The 17658-nt window shown below is 62.8% G+C and carries 15 protein-coding genes; all 15 read left to right on the top strand.

Features of this window, described 5'->3' with window-relative positions; all coding sequences use genetic code 11:
- Window positions 1–9: 9 nt before the first annotated feature.
- A complete protein-coding gene (gene fbp, locus AC559A_RS12980; protein WP_028573408.1) occupies window positions 10–1017 on the top strand; it encodes a class 1 fructose-bisphosphatase in 1008 nt (335 codons plus the stop codon).
- Window positions 1018–1048: 31 nt separating this feature from the next.
- Window positions 1049–2143 carry a tRNA (adenosine(37)-N6)-threonylcarbamoyltransferase complex transferase subunit TsaD gene (gene tsaD / locus AC559A_RS12975; RefSeq protein ID WP_498818237.1) on the top strand — a complete coding sequence of 365 codons (1095 nt, stop codon included), beginning with the start codon at window positions 1049–1051 and terminating at the stop codon, window positions 2141–2143.
- A gap of 121 nt (window positions 2144–2264) precedes the next feature.
- Window positions 2265–2582 (top strand): thioredoxin, encoded by a 318-nt coding sequence (trxA, locus tag AC559A_RS12970; protein WP_028573406.1) that lies wholly within the window; start codon window positions 2265–2267, stop codon window positions 2580–2582.
- Window positions 2583–2591: 9 nt separating this feature from the next.
- On the top strand, window positions 2592–3512 hold the full coding sequence (locus AC559A_RS12965; RefSeq protein ID WP_498818236.1) for an NAD(P)/FAD-dependent oxidoreductase: 921 nt from the start codon (window positions 2592–2594) through the stop codon (window positions 3510–3512).
- Window positions 3509–4243 carry an outer membrane protein assembly factor BamD gene (locus tag AC559A_RS12960; RefSeq protein WP_498818235.1) on the top strand — a complete coding sequence of 245 codons (735 nt, stop codon included), beginning with the start codon at window positions 3509–3511 and terminating at the stop codon, window positions 4241–4243. The genes AC559A_RS12965 and AC559A_RS12960 overlap by 4 nt, the downstream gene beginning before the upstream one ends.
- A gap of 76 nt (window positions 4244–4319) precedes the next feature.
- The gene (locus AC559A_RS12955; protein WP_498818234.1) at window positions 4320–5240 is read left to right on the top strand and encodes a hypothetical protein; all 921 of its coding nucleotides are present in this window, start codon (window positions 4320–4322) and stop codon (window positions 5238–5240) included.
- Window positions 5241–5351: 111 nt separating this feature from the next.
- The gene (gene fusA / locus AC559A_RS12950; RefSeq protein WP_498818233.1) at window positions 5352–7442 is read left to right on the top strand and encodes an elongation factor G; all 2091 of its coding nucleotides are present in this window, start codon (window positions 5352–5354) and stop codon (window positions 7440–7442) included.
- The gene (locus tag AC559A_RS12945; protein WP_156933007.1) at window positions 7439–8020 is read left to right on the top strand and encodes a DUF2062 domain-containing protein; all 582 of its coding nucleotides are present in this window, start codon (window positions 7439–7441) and stop codon (window positions 8018–8020) included. The genes fusA and AC559A_RS12945 overlap by 4 nt, the downstream gene beginning before the upstream one ends.
- 8 nt (window positions 8021–8028) lie before the next feature.
- On the top strand, window positions 8029–8859 hold the full coding sequence (rsmA, locus tag AC559A_RS12940; RefSeq protein ID WP_498818232.1) for a 16S rRNA (adenine(1518)-N(6)/adenine(1519)-N(6))-dimethyltransferase RsmA: 831 nt from the start codon (window positions 8029–8031) through the stop codon (window positions 8857–8859).
- Window positions 8860–8884: 25 nt separating this feature from the next.
- Window positions 8885–11623 carry a DEAD/DEAH box helicase gene (locus AC559A_RS12935; RefSeq protein ID WP_498818231.1) on the top strand — a complete coding sequence of 913 codons (2739 nt, stop codon included), beginning with the start codon at window positions 8885–8887 and terminating at the stop codon, window positions 11621–11623.
- A gap of 152 nt (window positions 11624–11775) precedes the next feature.
- Window positions 11776–12969, top strand: a complete 1194-nt coding sequence (locus AC559A_RS12930; RefSeq protein WP_498818230.1) for a helix-turn-helix domain-containing protein — start codon at window positions 11776–11778, stop codon at window positions 12967–12969.
- A gap of 306 nt (window positions 12970–13275) precedes the next feature.
- On the top strand, window positions 13276–13530 hold the full coding sequence (locus tag AC559A_RS12925) for a PxxKW family cysteine-rich protein (protein ID WP_498818229.1): 255 nt from the start codon (window positions 13276–13278) through the stop codon (window positions 13528–13530).
- A 30-nt stretch (window positions 13531–13560) separates the two neighbouring features.
- Window positions 13561–14796, top strand: a complete 1236-nt coding sequence (locus AC559A_RS12920; protein ID WP_498818228.1) for a M20 family metallo-hydrolase — start codon at window positions 13561–13563, stop codon at window positions 14794–14796.
- Window positions 14797–14870: 74 nt separating this feature from the next.
- Complete coding sequence (mnmG, locus tag AC559A_RS12915) at window positions 14871–16856, top strand: tRNA uridine-5-carboxymethylaminomethyl(34) synthesis enzyme MnmG (protein ID WP_498818227.1); 1986 nt, start codon at window positions 14871–14873, stop codon at window positions 16854–16856.
- Window positions 16853–17632: an MlaE family ABC transporter permease gene (locus AC559A_RS12910; RefSeq protein WP_028573398.1), complete on the top strand. Its 780-nt coding sequence runs from the start codon at window positions 16853–16855 to the stop codon at window positions 17630–17632. Before mnmG ends, AC559A_RS12910 begins: the two co-directional genes overlap by 4 nt.
- The last annotated feature ends 26 nt before the right edge of the window (window positions 17633–17658 follow it).

The following is a 17658-nucleotide window of genomic DNA, read 5'->3' as shown; positions in this document are numbered from 1 at the left end:
AGTCGCCCCATGCCCCAGATCACGGTCATCGAACACCTGCTTTTCCACCAGAAGGAATCCCCCATGGCCACGGGACGATTCACCCGCCTTCTTTCGGAAATGATCCTCTCCGGAAAGATTATTAATCAAGAGGTGAACAAGGCCGGGTTGGTGGAAATCCTGGGGCTGACCGGGGAGACCAACGTTCAGGGAGAAAAGGTCCGCAAGCTGGATGAATTCGCCAACCAAGTCCTGGTGCACCGCTTGCAGCGGGCGGGTGTGCTCTGCGCCCTGGCTTCCGAGGAAAACGCCGATTTGATCCATATCCCCGCCGACTGCCCCCAAGGGGACTACATCCTGATTTTCGACCCCCTGGACGGTTCGTCGAACATCGACGCCAACGTCAGCATCGGCACGATCTTCTCCATTTTTCGCCGGACCAGTGCTTGCGAGGAACCCGCCACCATGGCCGACGTGCTCCAAAAGGGCGCCCAACAGGTGGCCGCCGGGTACATCATCTACGGATCGTCCACCATGCTCGTATATACCACGGGCAAAGGGGTTCACGGCTTTACCCTGGACCCCAGCGTCGGGGAATTCCTGCTCTCCCATCCGGACATTCAGATTCCGGAACGGGGCAAGATTTACTCCGCCAACGAAGGCTATCGGCACTATTGGGACCAGCCCACCCGCAAGGCCATCGACTATTTCAAGGATCCGGACAACGACTCCAAGCGGGTCTATCGCTCCCGGTACATCGGCTCCCTGGTGGCGGACTTCCATCGCAACCTGCTCTACGGCGGCGTCTTTCTCTACCCGGCGGACACCAAAGACTCCAGTCATCCCCATGGAAAACTGCGCCTGATGTGCGAGGCCAACCCCCTGGCCATGGTCGTGGAGCAGGCCGGCGGCATGGCCACCGACGGAATCAACCGCATCCTGGACATCCAACCCACGGAACTGCACCAGCGCGTTCCTCTGGTCATCGGTTCCAAGCTGGACGTGCTCAAGGTCCGGGAACTGCTCCAGGCCGGTTGAGCCGACCAGGCACCGGCTCACATTTCCGCCCATGCTCTGCCTCGGCATTGAAACCTCCTGCGACGAGACCGCGTTGGCCCTGGTCCACGACGGCCGACTGCTGGGGCAGTGTCTGCACAGTCAGGAAAAACTCCACGCCTTGTTCGGAGGGGTGGTTCCGGAACTGGCTTCCCGAGGACATCTCACGGCCCTGCCGGTTCTCCTGGAACGGCTCATGGAGCGGACCGGCCTGACCATTCGGGACGTCCAGATTGTGGCCGCCGCAAGAGGGCCCGGACTGCTGGGCAGCCTGCTGGTGGGCCTGGGCATGGCCAAGGGCCTGGCTCTGTCCCTGGGCGTCCCCCTGGTGGGCGTCAACCACCTGCACGCCCACCTGCTGGCCGCCGGACTGGAGCGGGATATCCCGTTCCCGGCCCTGGGGCTTTTGGTCTCCGGAGGACACACCCAATTGTACCGGATCACCTCTCCGTTCCAATTCGACCTGCTGGGCCGAACCCTGGACGACGCGGCCGGAGAGGCTCTGGACAAGGCCGCGTCCATGCTCAACCTGCCCTACCCCGGCGGCCGACACATCGACGCCCTGGCCGCGGGATCCGAACCGAACCGATCCTTGTTTCCCCGGCCCTATTTGGACAACCGGAACCTGGATTTCAGCTTCAGCGGTCTGAAGACCGCTTTTTCCCAGCATCTTGCCCAGCGTCCCGATCTGCGTCTGCCGCGCCTCCCGGACGACGCCGCCCTGACCCGATGGGCCGAGGACCATCCGGAAGTGGGCACGGTCTGCGCATCCCTGAACTGGAGCATCGCCGAAACCCTGCGAACCAAGGTCGAACGAACCCTGACGGACAAAACAGCCTACCGCTCCGTGATCGCGGCCGGCGGCGTGGCCGCGAACACCATGCTCCGCTCCATGCTGGCGAAAACCGCGCAGTCCCATGGCCTGGAACTGATTCTGCCCAGCCCGACCCTGTGCACGGACAACGCCGCGATGATCGCCTACTCCGGCTGGCTACTGGCTCGGGACGGCTGGGAACACGACCTGACCGTGGAAGCCCTCCCCCGCGGCAAACCCATTCCCTGGGATTACCGCCCTCGATCTTTTCCGAAGCCGTCCGCCTCACCTTGACACGTACAGCCCCCACAACTAGTTTGATTGGCTGCACAGGAGTTTGCTCTACTTCCGGCATTATCCGTTCACGTAACCAAACGGCACGTCATACGAACCCGCAAGCGAAAAGGAGACGAACATGGCTCATGAACTAAACGATACGAATTTCGACGCTGAAGTCCTGCAGTGCGACCTTCCGGTCCTCGTCGATTTCTGGGCACCCTGGTGCGGTCCGTGTCGGGCCATCGCCCCGGTCATCGAAGAACTCTCCCAGGAGCTGACCGGACAGGTCAAAATTGCGAAGATGAACGTGGACGAAAGCTCAAAAACTCCTTCTCGCTTCGGCATTCGGGCCATCCCCACGCTGATCCTCTTCAAGAACGGGGAAGTGGTCGAGCAGTTGACCGGCGCCGTCTCCAAGAGCAGCATCAAGGAAATGATCTCCAAGAAAATCTAGTTCTCGAGCATGAAATCTTTTGATTCGGTCATCATAGGGGGCGGCCCGGCAGGCATGACGGCCGCCCTCTACTTGTTGCGCTCCGGAGCCTCCGTGGCCTTGGTGGAACGCCTCGCTCCCGGCGGCCAGATCCTGACCACGGAGAGGATCGAAAACTATCCCGGCCACCCCAAGGGCGTGAAGGGCTATGAGTTGGCCGACCTGATGGCCGATCACCTCAAAGATTTTTCCTACACGACCCTGCGCCAGGAGGTCCGATCCATCGAACACCAGGGTCCTGGGCGCAACCTCGTGCATCTGGAAGAGGAAACCATTCAGGCCAAGGTCGTGGTGATCTGCTCCGGCGTGGCCTGGAAGCGCTTGGGACTGGAGCGGGAAGAGTACTTCACCGGACGGGGCATCTCGTATTGCGCCCTCTGCGACGCCAATTTCTTCAGGGGCCAGGCCGTGGCCGCGGTGGGCGGCGGCAACACGGCTCTGGAGGAATCCATCTATCTTTCCAAAATCGTCGCCAAGGTCTACCTGATCCACCGTCGCGACGCCTTCCGAGCCGACAAGATTCTCCAGGAACGAATCAAGCGCATTCCGAACATCGAGTGCGTGATGCGGTCCGTGGCCACGGAACTCGTGGGCGACACGGAACTCAAAGGTATCCGGGTGACGCATCTGCCCGACGGCGCACAGCGCCTTCTGGACGTCTCCGGGTTGTTCGTCTTCGTGGGATCCACCCCCTTGACCGACTTCGTTCCCGAAACGCTGCCCCTCTCCCCGGCGCGCTTCATCGTCACCGACCTGGAAATGGCAACCAACCTGCCGGGAATTTACGCCGCCGGGGACGTTCGCGACAAGCTCTGCCGCCAAGTAGCCACGGCCGTGGGAGACGGTGCCACGGCCGCCCATTCCGCATCCCTTTTTCTGGACTCCCTGTGAACAAAACACCCATCTTCGCCTTCCTGTCCTGCTTGCTGCTCACCGTATACCTGTCGGGTTGCGGCATCATCGACTATTATTTTCTGACGCCTCCGGAGGACACGGCCCAGGAACTGGCCCAGGCCGGGTTCGAAGCCATGGAGGAAAAGGACTATCGCCGGGCCATCACCGCCTTTACCAAACTCAAGGACCGGTATCCCTTCAGTCCATTCACCTCCGCGGCGGAGTTGGCCTTGGGCGACGCCTACTATCTCTCGGAGCAATACGAGGCCGCGGTCCAGACCTATCTGGAGTTCGAGTCCCTGCACCCAGGCCACGAGGCCATCCCCTACGTCCTGTTCCAGGTCGGCATGGCCAATCTCCGACAATTTCGCTCCATCGACCGGCCCACCGACAACCTCCACCTGGCTCTGCAATATTTCCAACGCCTTCAACAGACCTTCCCTCAGTCTCCCCAGGCCCGGGACGCCGAACAAGCCATCCAGGAGACCCGGAGCCGCATTGCCGAGCACGAGTTGTTTGTGGCCGACTTCTATTGGCGCAGAGGTCAGTATGGGCCTGCCTGGCGGCGATACCAAGCCGTCCAGCAAGAGTTTGGCGACATTCCGGAAATTTCGGAATACGCCCAGCGGCAAAGTGATTTCGCCTACTACCGCTTTCAGAAGCAGCAGTCCCAGGAATACCGGGAAGAGCGGGAAGGTACCTGGAAACGTCTGCTGGACTGGCTCTGATTCCGCTGCACTCGCGTGACAATGCTTTCCACCCGTTCCCTGGCTTTTGCGCTACTTTTCGGCCTGCCCGTTCACCATGCCTGAACCCGGCACCTTGGCTTGGCCCGTTCTCTCGGATGATCTGCGGGTCCAGGATGACGTCCTGGCCGCCTCATATTCGTCCGTCGGTGATGTCGAGCGTTCATGGATCAAAAAAAACATCGCCCAGCTCTACGCCCTGCACCCTCCCAGGGGCACGGACCGCTCCAGCACGTGTACCAGTTGGAGCGGCGGCCTTGCCACCACGTCCACCCGTCTTGCCAGGCCCTGGGCGTGCCTGGTGTGCCCGGAATCAATGTCCGAAGCTGGAGCCGGTCCGGCCGAAATCGCGGCGGCCCTGGTACCGGTGATGACCGCGGGCATTACCGACATTCTGGCGATCCTGCCTCCTTCGTCCCTGCAGTCCGCCCACCTGCTGACCACTCTTGAGCTATGCGGCCTGGAAAACGTATACGCTGTTCCCCGAAAAGCAATACCAAGGGAACTCCACGCCCTCGTCGCACGGGACCCTGCTGGCTTGATCCTGGATCTGGGAGGCCTGGCTTCTTATGATCCGCTCACGGCGGAGGTCTTCCTCCGGACCATGGTCTGGCGTCCCCGACTTTCAGGGCAACTCCGAATCTGGTGCGCCACTCCCGATCAGTGGGATTGGTCGACCCTGGAATGGAACCACCCCCATGCCCGGATCGAAGCCTGGGGCCCGTGCCGTGAAACCGCGCCGGACCGGGTGCTCCAGGGCGACGGGGACTGGGACGACTTCCGCCGCTTACCCGGAGCGGTCCTGGGCGTCGGCGCGGACATGCTTCACGCCCGCCTGTCGGACCTACCGGGCCCCGGCCTGATTCTCACGCCGGGACAGGAAGGCTGTTGGTACTGGCCGGACCTTGATCCGGGCTTCTTGTGCTTTCGGCGCGGCATGGCCCTTGCCGACTCTCGAGGTGAGGCGATCGCATTCTAGGCGCCGACCCCAAACGAGCCATTTGCACGCCGTGGACACTCATTTTCCCTGAACGCCCCTTCCCAGAAGCCCCCTTGTAAGGCCGGACGTTCATCTGTAACAATCTCCCACATGAGCAAAGCCAAATCCACGCCGACGATGTCTTCATCCGGCCACGGACCGGGAAAACGTTCCAGCTTGTCCCTGGTCCGCAACATCGGGATCATCGCCCACATCGACGCCGGCAAAACCACGGTCACCGAGCGCATCCTCTATTTCAGCGGAGCCATTCACCGCATGGGCGAGGTGCACGAAGGCAACGCCACCATGGACTATCTCCCCGAGGAACAGGAACGGGGGATCACCATCACCTCGGCCTGTACCACCACGCAGTGGCATGAACATATTCTGAACATCATCGACACTCCGGGCCATGTGGACTTCACCATTGAGGTGGAGCGCAGCCTGCGGGTCTTGGACGGGGCCGTGGGCGTGTTTTGCGCCGTGGGCGGAGTGGAGCCGCAGTCCGAGACGGTCTGGCGGCAGTCTGAAAAATTCGGCGTGCCCAAACTGGCCTTCATCAACAAACTCGATCGGCTGGGGGCGGACTTCGCCGCCGTGTTGGAGGACATGCGCTCCAAGCTGCGCACCACGCCCTTGCCGTTGCAAATTCCGGACGGACAGGGCCAGGACTTCAAAGGCGTGATCGACCTGCTCGGGATGCGCTTTTTGAGCTTCGTTCCGGAGGACAAAAATGCGAACGCGCAGTGGCAAGAGACGGAGTTGACCGCTGAACAGGAACTGGCCGCCCGGCCCTGGCGGGAGCAGCTCCTGGAAAAGATCGCCGAACAGGACGACACTCTGCTGGAGGCGTATCTTTCCGGCGCGCCCATGGACCTGGACGCCGTTCAGGCCGTGATCCGTCGGTCGACGCTGGAGGGTGCCCTGGTTCCCGTGCTCTGCGGCTCAGCCCTTAAAAACGCCGGGATCCAACCCCTGCTGGACGCGATCTGCGCCTACCTGCCTTCCCCAGAGGATGCCCCGGCCGCCAAAGGCGTCCATCCGGTCAGCCATGACCCCATTTCCCTGTCCGCGAACCCCGGGGGGCCGCTGGCCGCCCTGGTCTTCAAGATCACCATTGAGGCCGGCCGGCGCTTGGCCTATGCCCGGATCTACTCCGGCACCCTGGCCGAAGGCGAGCAGATCCGCAACGTGACCCAGGGCCAGGATGAACGTATTGCCCATATCTACCGGATGCACGCCGACAAAAAGCAACGCCTGGACAAGGCCGGGGCCGGCCTGATCGTGGCTCTGGCCGGCTGCAAGGTCACCCGTACCGGGGATACGCTGGCGACGTTGAACAGCCCGGTGCTTCTGGAGCAAATCACCGCCTACCAGCCGGTGATCTCCCTGGCCCTGGAGCCCAAGACCCAGGCGGACGCCAAGAAACTCTCCGAATCGCTCCAGTTCTTCCTGCTCCAGGACCCGACCCTGTTCCTGAGCCAGGACGAGGAAACCGACCAATTGATCCTCTCCGGAATGGGCGAGCTGCACCTGGACGTCGTCCTGGAGCGGATGCACCGGGAGTACGGAGTTTCCCCACGGACCGGCAACCCACAGGTGCTGCATCAGGAAACCATCCTCAAACCCGCCGATGGCCAGGCCGTGTTCGAACGCGAGCTGGCCAAGATTCCGCATTTCGGCGCGGTCCGAATCGCCGTGGCTCCGCGCCACCGGGACGCGGGTAACGCCGTACGCTGGACCATGGACACCCAAGGCTGGCCGGAAACCTGGGTCAAGGCCGTGGAGCAAGGCGTCGCCGACGGCCTGCAAAGCGGCGTGGCCAAGGGATACCCTGTCCAGGACGTGCTGGTGGAAATCGTCCACCTGGAACGGCGTGACGGCGAATCCTCGCCGGTGGGCTACCAAATGGCCGCGGCCCAGGCCCTGAAACAGGCCTTGAACGAAGCCGGTCCGGTGCTCCTGGAGCCGATCATGAACATCGAAATGACCGTTCCCGACGAATTCGTGGGCGAGGTGATCGGTCTCTTCAACTCCCGAGGCGGTCGGGTGGGCAACATGTTCGACCGTTCCGGCGCCAAGGTGGTCACCGGCATGGCTCCCATGCGGCAACTTTTCGGCTTTTCCACGGCCCTGCGCTCCGCCTCCCAGGGCCGGGCCGGCTTCACCATGCGTTTCTCCCGCTTCGACGTCCTGGCGTGATCCCCGCTCCCATGCATCCACGACGGACCAGAATTTGGTGGGAGAACCTGATCAGGGGAATCCGCCATGGATATAAGAAAATTCTGCGGCTCAAATCCTCTCCCGAGGACATCGCCCTGGGCATGGGGCTGGGGGTGTTCATCGGCCTGTTGCCGATCATCCCGCTGCAGACCGTGGTGGTCCTGGCCCTGGCCCTGCTTTTGCGATGCAGCAAACTGACCGCCCTGATCGGCACCCTGATCACCAATCCGCTGACCATTCCGTTTTTCTACCTGATCATGCTCCGGATCGGCCGCTTTTTTCTCCCCGACGGACGGGGACGGCTCAACCCGGATCACTGGACCATCGGCGAACTCCTGCAAGCCGGTTGGCATTTCTACGGCAGCATCCTGCTGGGCGGGTTCGTGATCGCCGTGCCCAGCGCCGTGCTGGCCTACTTCCTGACCCTGGCCGTGACCCGGGCCCACCAGGCCCGCCGCGCCAGGAAAATGGCCACGTCGCCGTATAAAAGGCATTTCCTTTCGCCCTCGTCCGAATCTTCCCGCACCCCTCCCCATCAGCCTGGTTCGGACGCATAATGCCAGCCATGCCCAAGACGGAGCGACAAATCGCTCAGAGGACCACCCACCGGCCCAAGCGCAGCCTGGGACAGAATTTTCTCTCCGACCAGGGCACGGCCCATAAGATCGCGGACGCCCTGGAGGCCTCATCCGAAGACCCGGTTCTGGAAATCGGTCCGGGGCGCGGTGCGCTGACCGGACGGCTCCTGGAGTCCGGTTGCCGGCTGTACGCCCTGGAAAAGGACGATGTCCTGGCCGAAGAGCTGAAACACCGCTGGCCGACGCTTGCAGTGGTCGTGATGGACGCGCTGCGGTTCAACTGGACCAAACTCCACGGCCCATGGCGGATCATCGGCAACCTGCCCTACAACGTGGCCTCGCCGATCATCTGGGATCTGGCCGCCGACGTCCCGCACCTCGAACGGGGAATATTCATGGTCCAAAAGGAAGTCGCCCAAAGGCTGGCCGCCGCGCCGGGCTCGCGAAACTACGGGGCCCTGAGCGTCTGGGTCCAGAGCCATGTCCAGGTTCGCGGCCTGTTCACCGTTGGCCCCCAGGTCTTCCACCCCCGCCCCAAAGTGGACTCCGCCGTGGTCCGCCTCACCACCTTGGCACCGGAAGAACGCCTTCAACACTCCGGCCCGCTCCGCCGATTACTGCCCCTGTGCTTCCAGCAACGCCGCAAACAACTCAAAACCATCCTCCGCCCACTCTGGGGCGACCACCTGGATCAATGGTTCCAAGACCAAGACCTGCGCCCGGAAAGCCGCCCCGAAGAACTCTCGCCCCACCGCTTCCAACTTTTGGCGAACCTCGTCTTCCCGCCTTTGTCAAACGGGGCCCACGAATCAATGTAAAGCAACCACCACCCCGCTCCCGTACATGCCTGAAATCCGTCTCACCCCCACCGGCCAACTGAATCTGCATGCCCCGGACACGGACCCCGCGCCCACGGCCCTGACCGAAGCCTTTGCCCGCGACTGGCGCGAAGGGCTGTTTCTGCTCGCGGCTCGCGGCGATCTGGCCTCGTCGCCTTCCATGAGCTTCTGGACCAGGATAGCGGCGGATTACCTGACCAGGCTTTGCCACGCGCCAGAGGCCGCCGCACATGTCCAATCCACGGGACCACGCGGACTTAAGCACCGTTTGCCGACCCCCCATTCCATTCAGCTTCCGCCGCCGCCCCCGGAGCGTTTTCAGTCCTGGGCCGATTCCGCCCCGCCGATGGTCGGTGGGGAATACCTTTCCTCTGATCTGCTGGCTGGAATCTGGGACGAGCTGTCCGCCTGGGCCCAGGAGACCATGGCCCGGGACAACGGCCCCTCGGAATTTCTGCGCAAGCGCGCCCCGCGCTGGAACCAGGTCGGCCGGGTCACCTTTCATCTGGCTGAGAACAAGACCGACGAGGACCGCCCCTTTGCCTTCATGGCCAGTTTCAGCACCGGCATGGATGCCTCGGGCCAGGTCCGGCACCTGCCGCTGCGCAAGGCCCTGGAACTTTACGCCGGAGCCGGCAACAAGGCGGCCCTGCTCAAGCTGCTGACCCCGGTCCATGAGGCGGCCAAACGTCTGGATTGGGTCAAGGTTCTGGTGGACGGGGGGGACGTCTATCGGCCCATGGCCTGGAGCGTCCCCCGGGCCTACGAGATGCTCCGATCCGCTCCTTCCCTGGAGGACAGCGGCCTGTCCGTGCGCCTGCCCAACTGGTGGCGGAAGCGTCCCAGGCCCCAGGTGGGCGTGGTCATCGGCGAGCAGCGCAAGACGTCCCTGGGCGCGGAGGCCATGCTGGATTTCCGGGTGCAGGTCGCCCTGGGGGATACGCCGCTGACCGGGGAGGATATGCAGGAGCTGCTCTCCGGCACGGAGAGCCTGGTTTTGTTCAAGGGCCAGTGGGTGGAGGTGGACCGGGAACGGCTGCAGCAAGCCCTGGAGCATTGGAAGCGGCTGGAGCGGGAGGCCCGGACCTCCCAGGAAGGCCAGATATCCTTTATCAACGGGATGCGCCTGCTGGCCGGGGCATCGGCGGATCTGCGCGACGACGACCAGGACGAGGCCATCCGGGAGTGGGCCCATGTCCAGGCCGGAACGGCCTTGCGCGAGATTCTGGACACCCTGCGCGATCCGGCCCGGTTGCGGGTGGACGAGTCCGCCATCGGCCTGAGTGCGACCCTGCGGCCGTACCAGAAAGACGGCGTGGGCTGGCTGCACTTCCTGACCAGCCTGGGTCTGGGGGCCTGCCTGGCCGACGACATGGGCCTGGGCAAGACCATCCAGGTGCTCGGCCTGCTCAGCCGAATCAAGGCCGAAGCCGCGGAAGCCGGGGGGCGAGCCGGGCCTTCCCTGCTGCTCATTCCAGCCTCGCTGCTGGGCAACTGGCGGGCCGAGGCCCAGCATTTCGCCCCGAATCTGCGTCTGCTTTTCGCGCACCCCTCGGAAACCCCGCGCAAGGATCTGGACGCCCTGGCCCGTGATCACACCCGAATTCTTTCGGGCATCGACCTGGTCGTGACCACCTATTCCATGGTCGGACGAATGCCCTGGCTGGCCGGCCAGCCATGGCGGCTGGTGATCCTGGACGAAGCCCAGGCCATCAAGAACCCCTCCACGGCCCAGAGCAGGGCGGCTAAAAAACTCCCTGCCCAGGCGCGTGTGGCCCTGACCGGCACGCCCGTGGAAAACCGGCTGGGCGAGCTCTGGAGCCTGTTCGACTTTCTCAACCCCGGCCTGCTGGGCAACGCCAAGCGGTTCAAGGAGTTCGTCAAGGCCCTGGAGGCCCGGGAGAACGACCCCTTCGGCCCCCTGCGTCGCCTGGCCGGCCCGTATATCCTGCGACGGCTGAAAACCGATCGCAGGATCATCGCCGACCTCCCGGACAAGACCGAAACCGTGCGCTACTGCCTGCTGACCAAAACCCAGGTCAAACTCTACCAGCAGGTGGTGAACCACATGACCAAGACCCTGAAAGAGGTCGAGGCCATGGCCCGCCGGGGGCTGGTTCTGCAAACCCTGATGCGCCTGAAGCAGATCTGCAACCATCCGGCCCAGTTCACCGGGGACGGGGATTTCATCCCCGCGGCCAGCGGCAAGTTCGCCAGGCTTACGGAAATCTGCGAGGAGCTCGGGGAGCGCCAGGAGCGTGTGCTGGTCTTTACCCAGTTCCGGGAAATCATCCCCTCCCTGGAAGAGCACCTGGAGCGAATTTTCGGCCGCCCTGGCCTGGTCCTGCATGGGGCCGTGAACGTCAAAAGACGCAAGGCCATCGTGGATCAGTTCCAGCGCGAGGGCGGTCCGCCCTTCTTCATCCTCTCCCTCAAGGCCGGCGGCACCGGTCTGAACCTGACCGCGGCCTCCCACGTGATCCACTTCGACCGCTGGTGGAACCCGGCGGTGGAGAACCAGGCCACGGACCGGGCCTGCCGCATCGGCCAGAAGCGCAATGTCCTGGTCCACAAATTCGTCACCCGGGGAACCATTGAAGAACGCATCGACGACATGATCACCGAGAAGCAACGAATGGTCGAACAACTCCTCTCCGACGACGCCGAAATCCGACTCACGGAACTCCCGGACGACGCGCTGATCAGGCTGGTCAGCCTGGACCTGGACAGCGCGGCGGGATAGCCAAGGCATGGTTACGGGATGGAAGGCCGACAATCCTCTTGTCGGCTGGAGCAAAGTGGGTTTATGACCGTGCCGGGAAGAGCATACGGCATCAAATTGCTCGACCGTATTGCCCCACAACGAATCATTGCAACCAGATACGGAGAATCGGAATGTCCAGATGGGGCTGGAGGCCTTATGTCCCGGTGGCGGCTCGCCAAGCCAAGGCCAAGAAGGAAATGGAAAAGCTGCGCAAGAAGGGGGCGTGCATCCAGCCCGTGGTCATCGAGGGCCGGACCATTGCGCGCAGTTTCTGGGGCAAAGGCTGGTGCGATCACCTGGAGTCCTTTTCCGATTACGAAAACCGTCTGCCCCGTGGGCGAACCTATGTCCGCAACGGCTCGGTCTGCCACCTGGGCGTTGCTCCGGGGCGGATCGAGGCCAATGTCAGCGGGTCGGAGCTGTACAAGGTCACCATCACCGTCGCGAAGCTGGACACGGCCAAATGGAGCCGGATCAAGCAGAACTGCGCCGGCCAGGTCGGCTCGATCATCGAGCTGCTGCAAGGCAAGCTCTCGTCCCAGGTGATGGCCGTGGTCACCGAGAAGCAGCAAGGCTTATTCCCGCTGCCCGGCGAGATCAAGCTCAACTGCTCCTGCCCGGACTGGGCGACCATGTGCAAACACGTGGCCGCGGTGCTCTACGGCGTGGGCAGCCGCCTGGACGACGACCCGAACCTGCTGTTTCTGTTGCGCGGCGTGGATCCGCAAGAACTGATCACCCAGGGCATGGCCTTGCCCGGAAAGCCGGAATCCAAGGTCGACTCCCTGCACGAAGATTCCCTGGGCGATATTTTCGGCATCGAACTGGACGAAGCCATGGATCTTGGCCCGCCTGCCGAGCCTGCCTCCAAAACCACCACCGCGAGTCCGCGGAGAAAAGCAACGACGAAAACAACGCCAGCCGGGACCAGGGCCAAGGCCGAAACAGCGCCGAGCAGCAAAGCATCCGCAAAAACCGTTGCCTCGCCGACGAAGAAGACCGCCAAACCTCCTGTCGCGTCAAAAGCCAAAACAGCCGTCGAGCCTGGCAAACCTCGTGCTCCAAAGCCAACCAAAGACCAGTCCGCCAAAACCAGGGCCACGCCGCAAGCCGCCCCCAAGCCCAAACCCTTCGTGCCCAAGGGCACGAGCATATCCAGGTTGCGCGAAAAGTCCGGCCTTACGGTCCAGAATTTCGCCGCCAAGCTGGGCGTGACTCCGGCCAGCGTCTACCGCTGGGAAAACAGCCGTGGCCGACTCAACCTGCAAGACCGTTGCCTCTCGGCATTGCAGCGCCTGCATGACCAGGTGGAGTCGAAATCCTGAGCAGAGAGGAAGGGCGAAAACGTCACCTTGACAGACAGGGCCATTTTGTTTTCTGGAAAATATCCATACTTTCAGAGTGGTAGATTGCAGGATGTTCAAGAGGAACCCCCATGTGTGGGCCAGCAACCATCGAAATCGCTATCGAAATCAGAATGTTACCAGAAATCGATTTCGACCACGATTTCGATTTCGATACCGATCAAGAGCGCCCGTAGTTCGAGAACAAAATTGTCCTGCCTTGACAGACCGAAGCGGTTGTCCATAAAAGACCTCTCTTTTTCCAATTTCTTTTTCAGGAGTTTTGCGATGCAAGTCGAAAAGACGAAAAACGGCGCCGCCAGCGCCTTTGTATTTCAGCCCGTGGTGGAGAAGTGCGAGGGCTGTGAGCGGATCAAGGAAGACGATGGATTGCGCCATTGCAGCAGCTACGCCGAACCCGAGGCCAAGTGGGCTCTGGGGGTCTGCAACTTCGCTACCCATGTCAAGGCCAGCGTGGACAAGCAGGGTAAAATCAAGGTCAACCCCTTGAAGGCCTCCAAACGCGCTGCTCGCGGACGTTAGGCGACCTTTTGGTTTCGGGACCGTGCTCTGATGCGTGACGCTTTGTGCTCCTTCATCGCCGGTGGACGCGACCGGTTGATCGAACTGCAGCGCGATCTGGTGGCTATCCCGGCCCTGGGCCCGATCAACGGCGGCCAGGGAGAACGGGAAAAGGCCGAACACCTGCTGCGTCTGCTGCGGTCCATGGGTATCCAGCACATCGAGGAGATCCCGGCTCCGGACGACACCGTGTCCTGCGGCTTCCGGCCCAATCTGGCCGCGGTGATTCCGGGCCGGGACACTTCGCGGACATTCTGGGTCATTTCGCACACCGACATCGTCCCTCCGGGTGACGCGGGATTGTGGACCAGCCCGCCTTACGAGCTGCGGGTGGACGGGGACCTGATCTACGGACGCGGCGTGGAGGACAACCACCAAGGCTTGGTGGCCTCGTTGCTGGTGGCCGAGGCCGTGCTCGCCGGGTCTGAGCCGCCGCCCATCAATTTTGGGATGCTCTTCGTCGCGGACGAGGAGACCGCCAGCGCCAAGGGACTGGATTACGTGCTGACCCACCGCCGGGATCTCTTTGGTCCCCAGGATTTGATCCTGATCCCGGACTTCGGGACCGCGGATGGAGAAATGGTTGAAGTGGCAGAGAAAAGCTTGCTCTGGTTGAAATTCTCGGTCTTCGGCAAACAGTGTCACGCCTCCACCCCCCAAAAAGGCGTCAACAGTCTGGTCGCCGCCTCGGACCTGATCCTGCGCCTGCGCTCCCTGTACACCCGCTTCGACCATCAGGACCCGCTGTTCTTTCCACCCAACTCCACCTTCGAAGCGACGAAAAAAGAAGCCAATGTCCCCAACGTGAACACCATTCCCGGGCTGGACGTCTTTTATGTGGACTGCCGGGTCCTGGTCCAATACGACCTGGACGAGGTACAAGCCGCCGTGGACGAGATCTGCGTCGGGATGGCTGCGGACCACGGGGTGCGCGTGGAGTGGGAGATCGTCCAGGAAGTCCGCTCGGCACCGGCCACCCCACCGGAAAGTCCCATTGTTCAGCGCATGCTGGCCGCGGTCCGGGCCGTGCACGGGACCAACCCCAGGCCCATGGGCATCGGCGGCGGCACAGTGGCTTCGTTTCTGCGCCGCCAAGACATCCCCTGCGTGGTCTGGTCCACTCTTTTGGGCACGGCCCACCAGCCCAACGAGCATTCATCCATCCGAAACACCCTGGCCGATGCACAGGTCATGGCCCATGTCCTGTGCATGAACGACCCGGCCTGAAAACCGAACAGGAAATCGGGACGAATCTTTCCGAGATCTCCCGGGTTTGATCCGGGTGGTCCTTCGCCATCCCCATGCCTCGATCCTCGACCACTGAAGAACCTCCCTCTCCCCGGCCCTCCAACCGCGTGATCCTTCGCAAGCCTCTGGAGCCGGACCAATTCGACGTCATCGTCGTCGGCGCCGGCCATGCCGGGTGCGAGGCGGCCATGGCCGCGGCCCGGATGGGCCTGAACACTCTGCTGCTGACCATCAACATCGACCGCGTCGGCCACCTTTCCTGTAATCCGGCCATCGGCGGCTTGGCCAAGGGGCACATGGTCAAGGAGATCGACGCCCTGGGCGGATGCATGGGTGTTTGGGCCGACCAGGCCGGTATCCAGTTTCGGATTTTGAATACCCGCAAGGGGCCGGCCGTCCGGGCCACCAGGGCCCAGATCGACCGGGACGTCTACATGCGGGTGGTCCAGCGGGACGTCTTTGCCCAAGAGCGGCTCTGGGTCCGACAGGAAATGGTGGACGGCCTGCTTGACCGGGACGGACGCGTCCTGGGCGTGCGCACCCGTCTGGGCGAAAACCTGCCCGCCCGGGCCGTGCTCCTGACCACGGGCACCTTTTTGCGCGGCCTGATCCACATCGGCCTGGAACACTTTTCCGGCGGGCGACTCGGCGACCCTCCGGCAAAATCGCTTTCCACGGACCTGCTCCGGCTCGGCCTGGAACTGGGTCGACTGAAGACCGGCACAGTGCCTCGGTTGCGGCGCGACAGCATCGACTACCAATCCATGATCCCGCAACCCGGCGACGAACCGCCGCGGCCCTTCAGTTTTCATTCTCCCGGCATCCGTCTGCCCCAGATTCCCTGCCACCTGACCCATACCAACACGGCCACCCACGCCGTGATCCGCTCCGGCCTGGACCGCTCCCCGCTGTATACCGGAATCATCCAGGGCACCGGAGCGCGTTACTGTCCGTCCATTGAGGACAAGATAGCCCGGTTCCCGGACAAGGACCGCCACCAGGTCTTCGTGGAGCCCGAAGGGGTGGACCATCCGGAAGTCTATCCCAACGGATTGCCCACCAGCCTGCCCCTGGAAGTTCAACGAGCCATGCTGCGCACCATCCCCGGCCTGGAAAAGGCCCAGATCGTCCGCCCCGGCTACGCCATTGAGTACGATTTCGTCTTCCCGGAACAGCTTCTGCCAACCCTGGAGACCAAGGCCGTTCGCGGCTTGTACTTGGCCGGACAGATCAACGGCACCTCCGGCTATGAGGAGGCTGCGGCCCAGGGACTGTGGGCCGCGCTGAACATCGCCGCGGCTCTGACCGGCGACCCGCCCTTTCTCCTCGGGCGCGACCAGGCCTACATGGCCGTGCTGGTGGACGACCTGGTGACCAAAGGCACCCGCGAACCTTACCGGATGTTCACTTCCCGGGCCGAACACCGCCTGTTGTTGCGCGAGGGCAACGCGGATCAGCGCCTGACCCCCCTGGGCCGATCCCTGACCCGGGGTCTGGTTCAGGACGATCACTGGCATATTTTTTCGCGCAAACAAGAAGCCTTACACGCCACGCTGGAAGGACTGCGCGGCGTCACGATCCGACCTGACGCCGCCACTAAGGCGTTCTGCGAGTCACGGGGCACGGCCCTGCCCGGCAAGGCCCTCACTCTGGAGGAACTGCTCCGTCGACCGGAACTGCACCTGGGCGACCTGACCGAATTTTGGCCGGACTTGGCAAGCCTGGAGCAGGACGTGGCCGAGGAAGTGGAGAACCGGGTTAAATACGCGGGGTACCTGACCCGGCAAGAGGAACTGGCCGACCGGGACCAGTCCCTGGAACAAATCCGTTTGCCGGAAAACCTGGACTTCGAACATGTTGCTGGACTTTCCCGTGAGGTTCGGGAAAAGTTGTGCCGCGTCAGGCCGTTGAACCTGGGCCAGGCCGGCCGGATTTCCGGCGTCACCCCGGCGGCCCTGGGATGTCTACGCATTCACCTGCGCAAGATGGAGAAAACGCCTTCCACACCGCCAAATCCGCCGACCACCCCCGAACCATGAGCCTCCCCCTGGTCCAAACCCTGGGTCGTTGGGCCATTGACCGGTCCCAAAGCTACACCCGGATGGCGCGCATTCTGGGCCAGACCGGTTCGGCATTCGCGCGGCTTTCCTTTTTCAATCCAGCCGTTTTTTTCGTCCTTGTCCGCCAAGTCTACTTCACCGCGGTCCAGCCGCTGACCATCATCATCGTGGCGGCCCTGATCCTGGGCTCGGTCACGGTGCACATCCTGCTGCGCATCCTGCTCAGCCTGGGTGCCTACGAACAGATCGGGGCGTATCTGGTCACGGCCATGCTCCACTACATCGCACCCATCACCTGCACCCTGATCATCGTCCTGCGCTCGGGAACCGCGGTGCTGACCGAGGTGGCCCTGATGAAGATCAACCGGGAAATCGCCACCCTGGACGCCCTGGCTGTTCCGGTGGCGGAGTATCTGTATCTGCCCCGACTGACGGCCTTTCTGATCGCCGGCCCTTGCCTGAGCTTTTGTTTCTGTATCGTCGGACTGTTCGGCGGCTTTTTTACGCTGGGGTTCCTGCACGACATCACCTTTGCCAGCTACCTGGACCGGCTCCTGGAAGCGGTGCATGTCTTCGACGTCCTGACCATGATCGCCAAATCCACGATCATGGCCGGCCTGGTCTGTCTGGTAGCCCTGCAGCGCGGACTCAGCGTCCAGCGTTCCTTCACGGAAGTTCCCATCCGGCTGATCCAGGGCATGATCCAGACCGTCACCCTGATCATCGCCGTGGAAGTGCTCTTCAACCTGTTTTAGAGGATGCAAACGAATCGTCGTAAAGC

Origin of the sequence: Desulfonatronum zhilinae (assembly GCF_900182865.1) — a bacterium.
Lineage (GTDB): Bacteria > Desulfobacterota > Desulfovibrionia > Desulfovibrionales > Desulfonatronaceae > Desulfonatronum > Desulfonatronum lacustre.
Note: the sequence above shows the minus strand (reverse complement) of the source record. Positions and strands in the feature narration are given on the sequence as shown.

Excerpts from the sequence above, each read along its gene's own strand:
- fbp (WP_028573408.1), top strand. The coding sequence starts at position 10 with ATGCCCCAGATCACGGTCATCGAACACCTGCTTTTCCACCAGAAGGAA.
- tsaD (WP_498818237.1), top strand. The coding sequence starts at position 1,049 with ATGCTCTGCCTCGGCATTGAAACCTCCTGCGACGAGACCGCGTTGGCC.
- trxA (WP_028573406.1), top strand. The coding sequence starts at position 2,265 with ATGGCTCATGAACTAAACGATACGAATTTCGACGCTGAAGTCCTGCAG.
- AC559A_RS12965 (WP_498818236.1), top strand. The coding sequence starts at position 2,592 with ATGAAATCTTTTGATTCGGTCATCATAGGGGGCGGCCCGGCAGGCATG.
- AC559A_RS12955 (WP_498818234.1), top strand. The coding sequence starts at position 4,320 with ATGCCTGAACCCGGCACCTTGGCTTGGCCCGTTCTCTCGGATGATCTG.
- fusA (WP_498818233.1), top strand. The coding sequence starts at position 5,352 with ATGAGCAAAGCCAAATCCACGCCGACGATGTCTTCATCCGGCCACGGA.
- rsmA (WP_498818232.1), top strand. The coding sequence starts at position 8,029 with ATGCCCAAGACGGAGCGACAAATCGCTCAGAGGACCACCCACCGGCCC.
- AC559A_RS12935 (WP_498818231.1), top strand. The coding sequence starts at position 8,885 with ATGCCTGAAATCCGTCTCACCCCCACCGGCCAACTGAATCTGCATGCC.
- AC559A_RS12930 (WP_498818230.1), top strand. The coding sequence starts at position 11,776 with ATGTCCAGATGGGGCTGGAGGCCTTATGTCCCGGTGGCGGCTCGCCAA.
- AC559A_RS12925 (WP_498818229.1), top strand. The coding sequence starts at position 13,276 with ATGCAAGTCGAAAAGACGAAAAACGGCGCCGCCAGCGCCTTTGTATTT.
- AC559A_RS12920 (WP_498818228.1), top strand. The coding sequence starts at position 13,561 with ATGCGTGACGCTTTGTGCTCCTTCATCGCCGGTGGACGCGACCGGTTG.
- mnmG (WP_498818227.1), top strand. The coding sequence starts at position 14,871 with ATGCCTCGATCCTCGACCACTGAAGAACCTCCCTCTCCCCGGCCCTCC.
- AC559A_RS12910 (WP_028573398.1), top strand. The coding sequence starts at position 16,853 with ATGAGCCTCCCCCTGGTCCAAACCCTGGGTCGTTGGGCCATTGACCGG.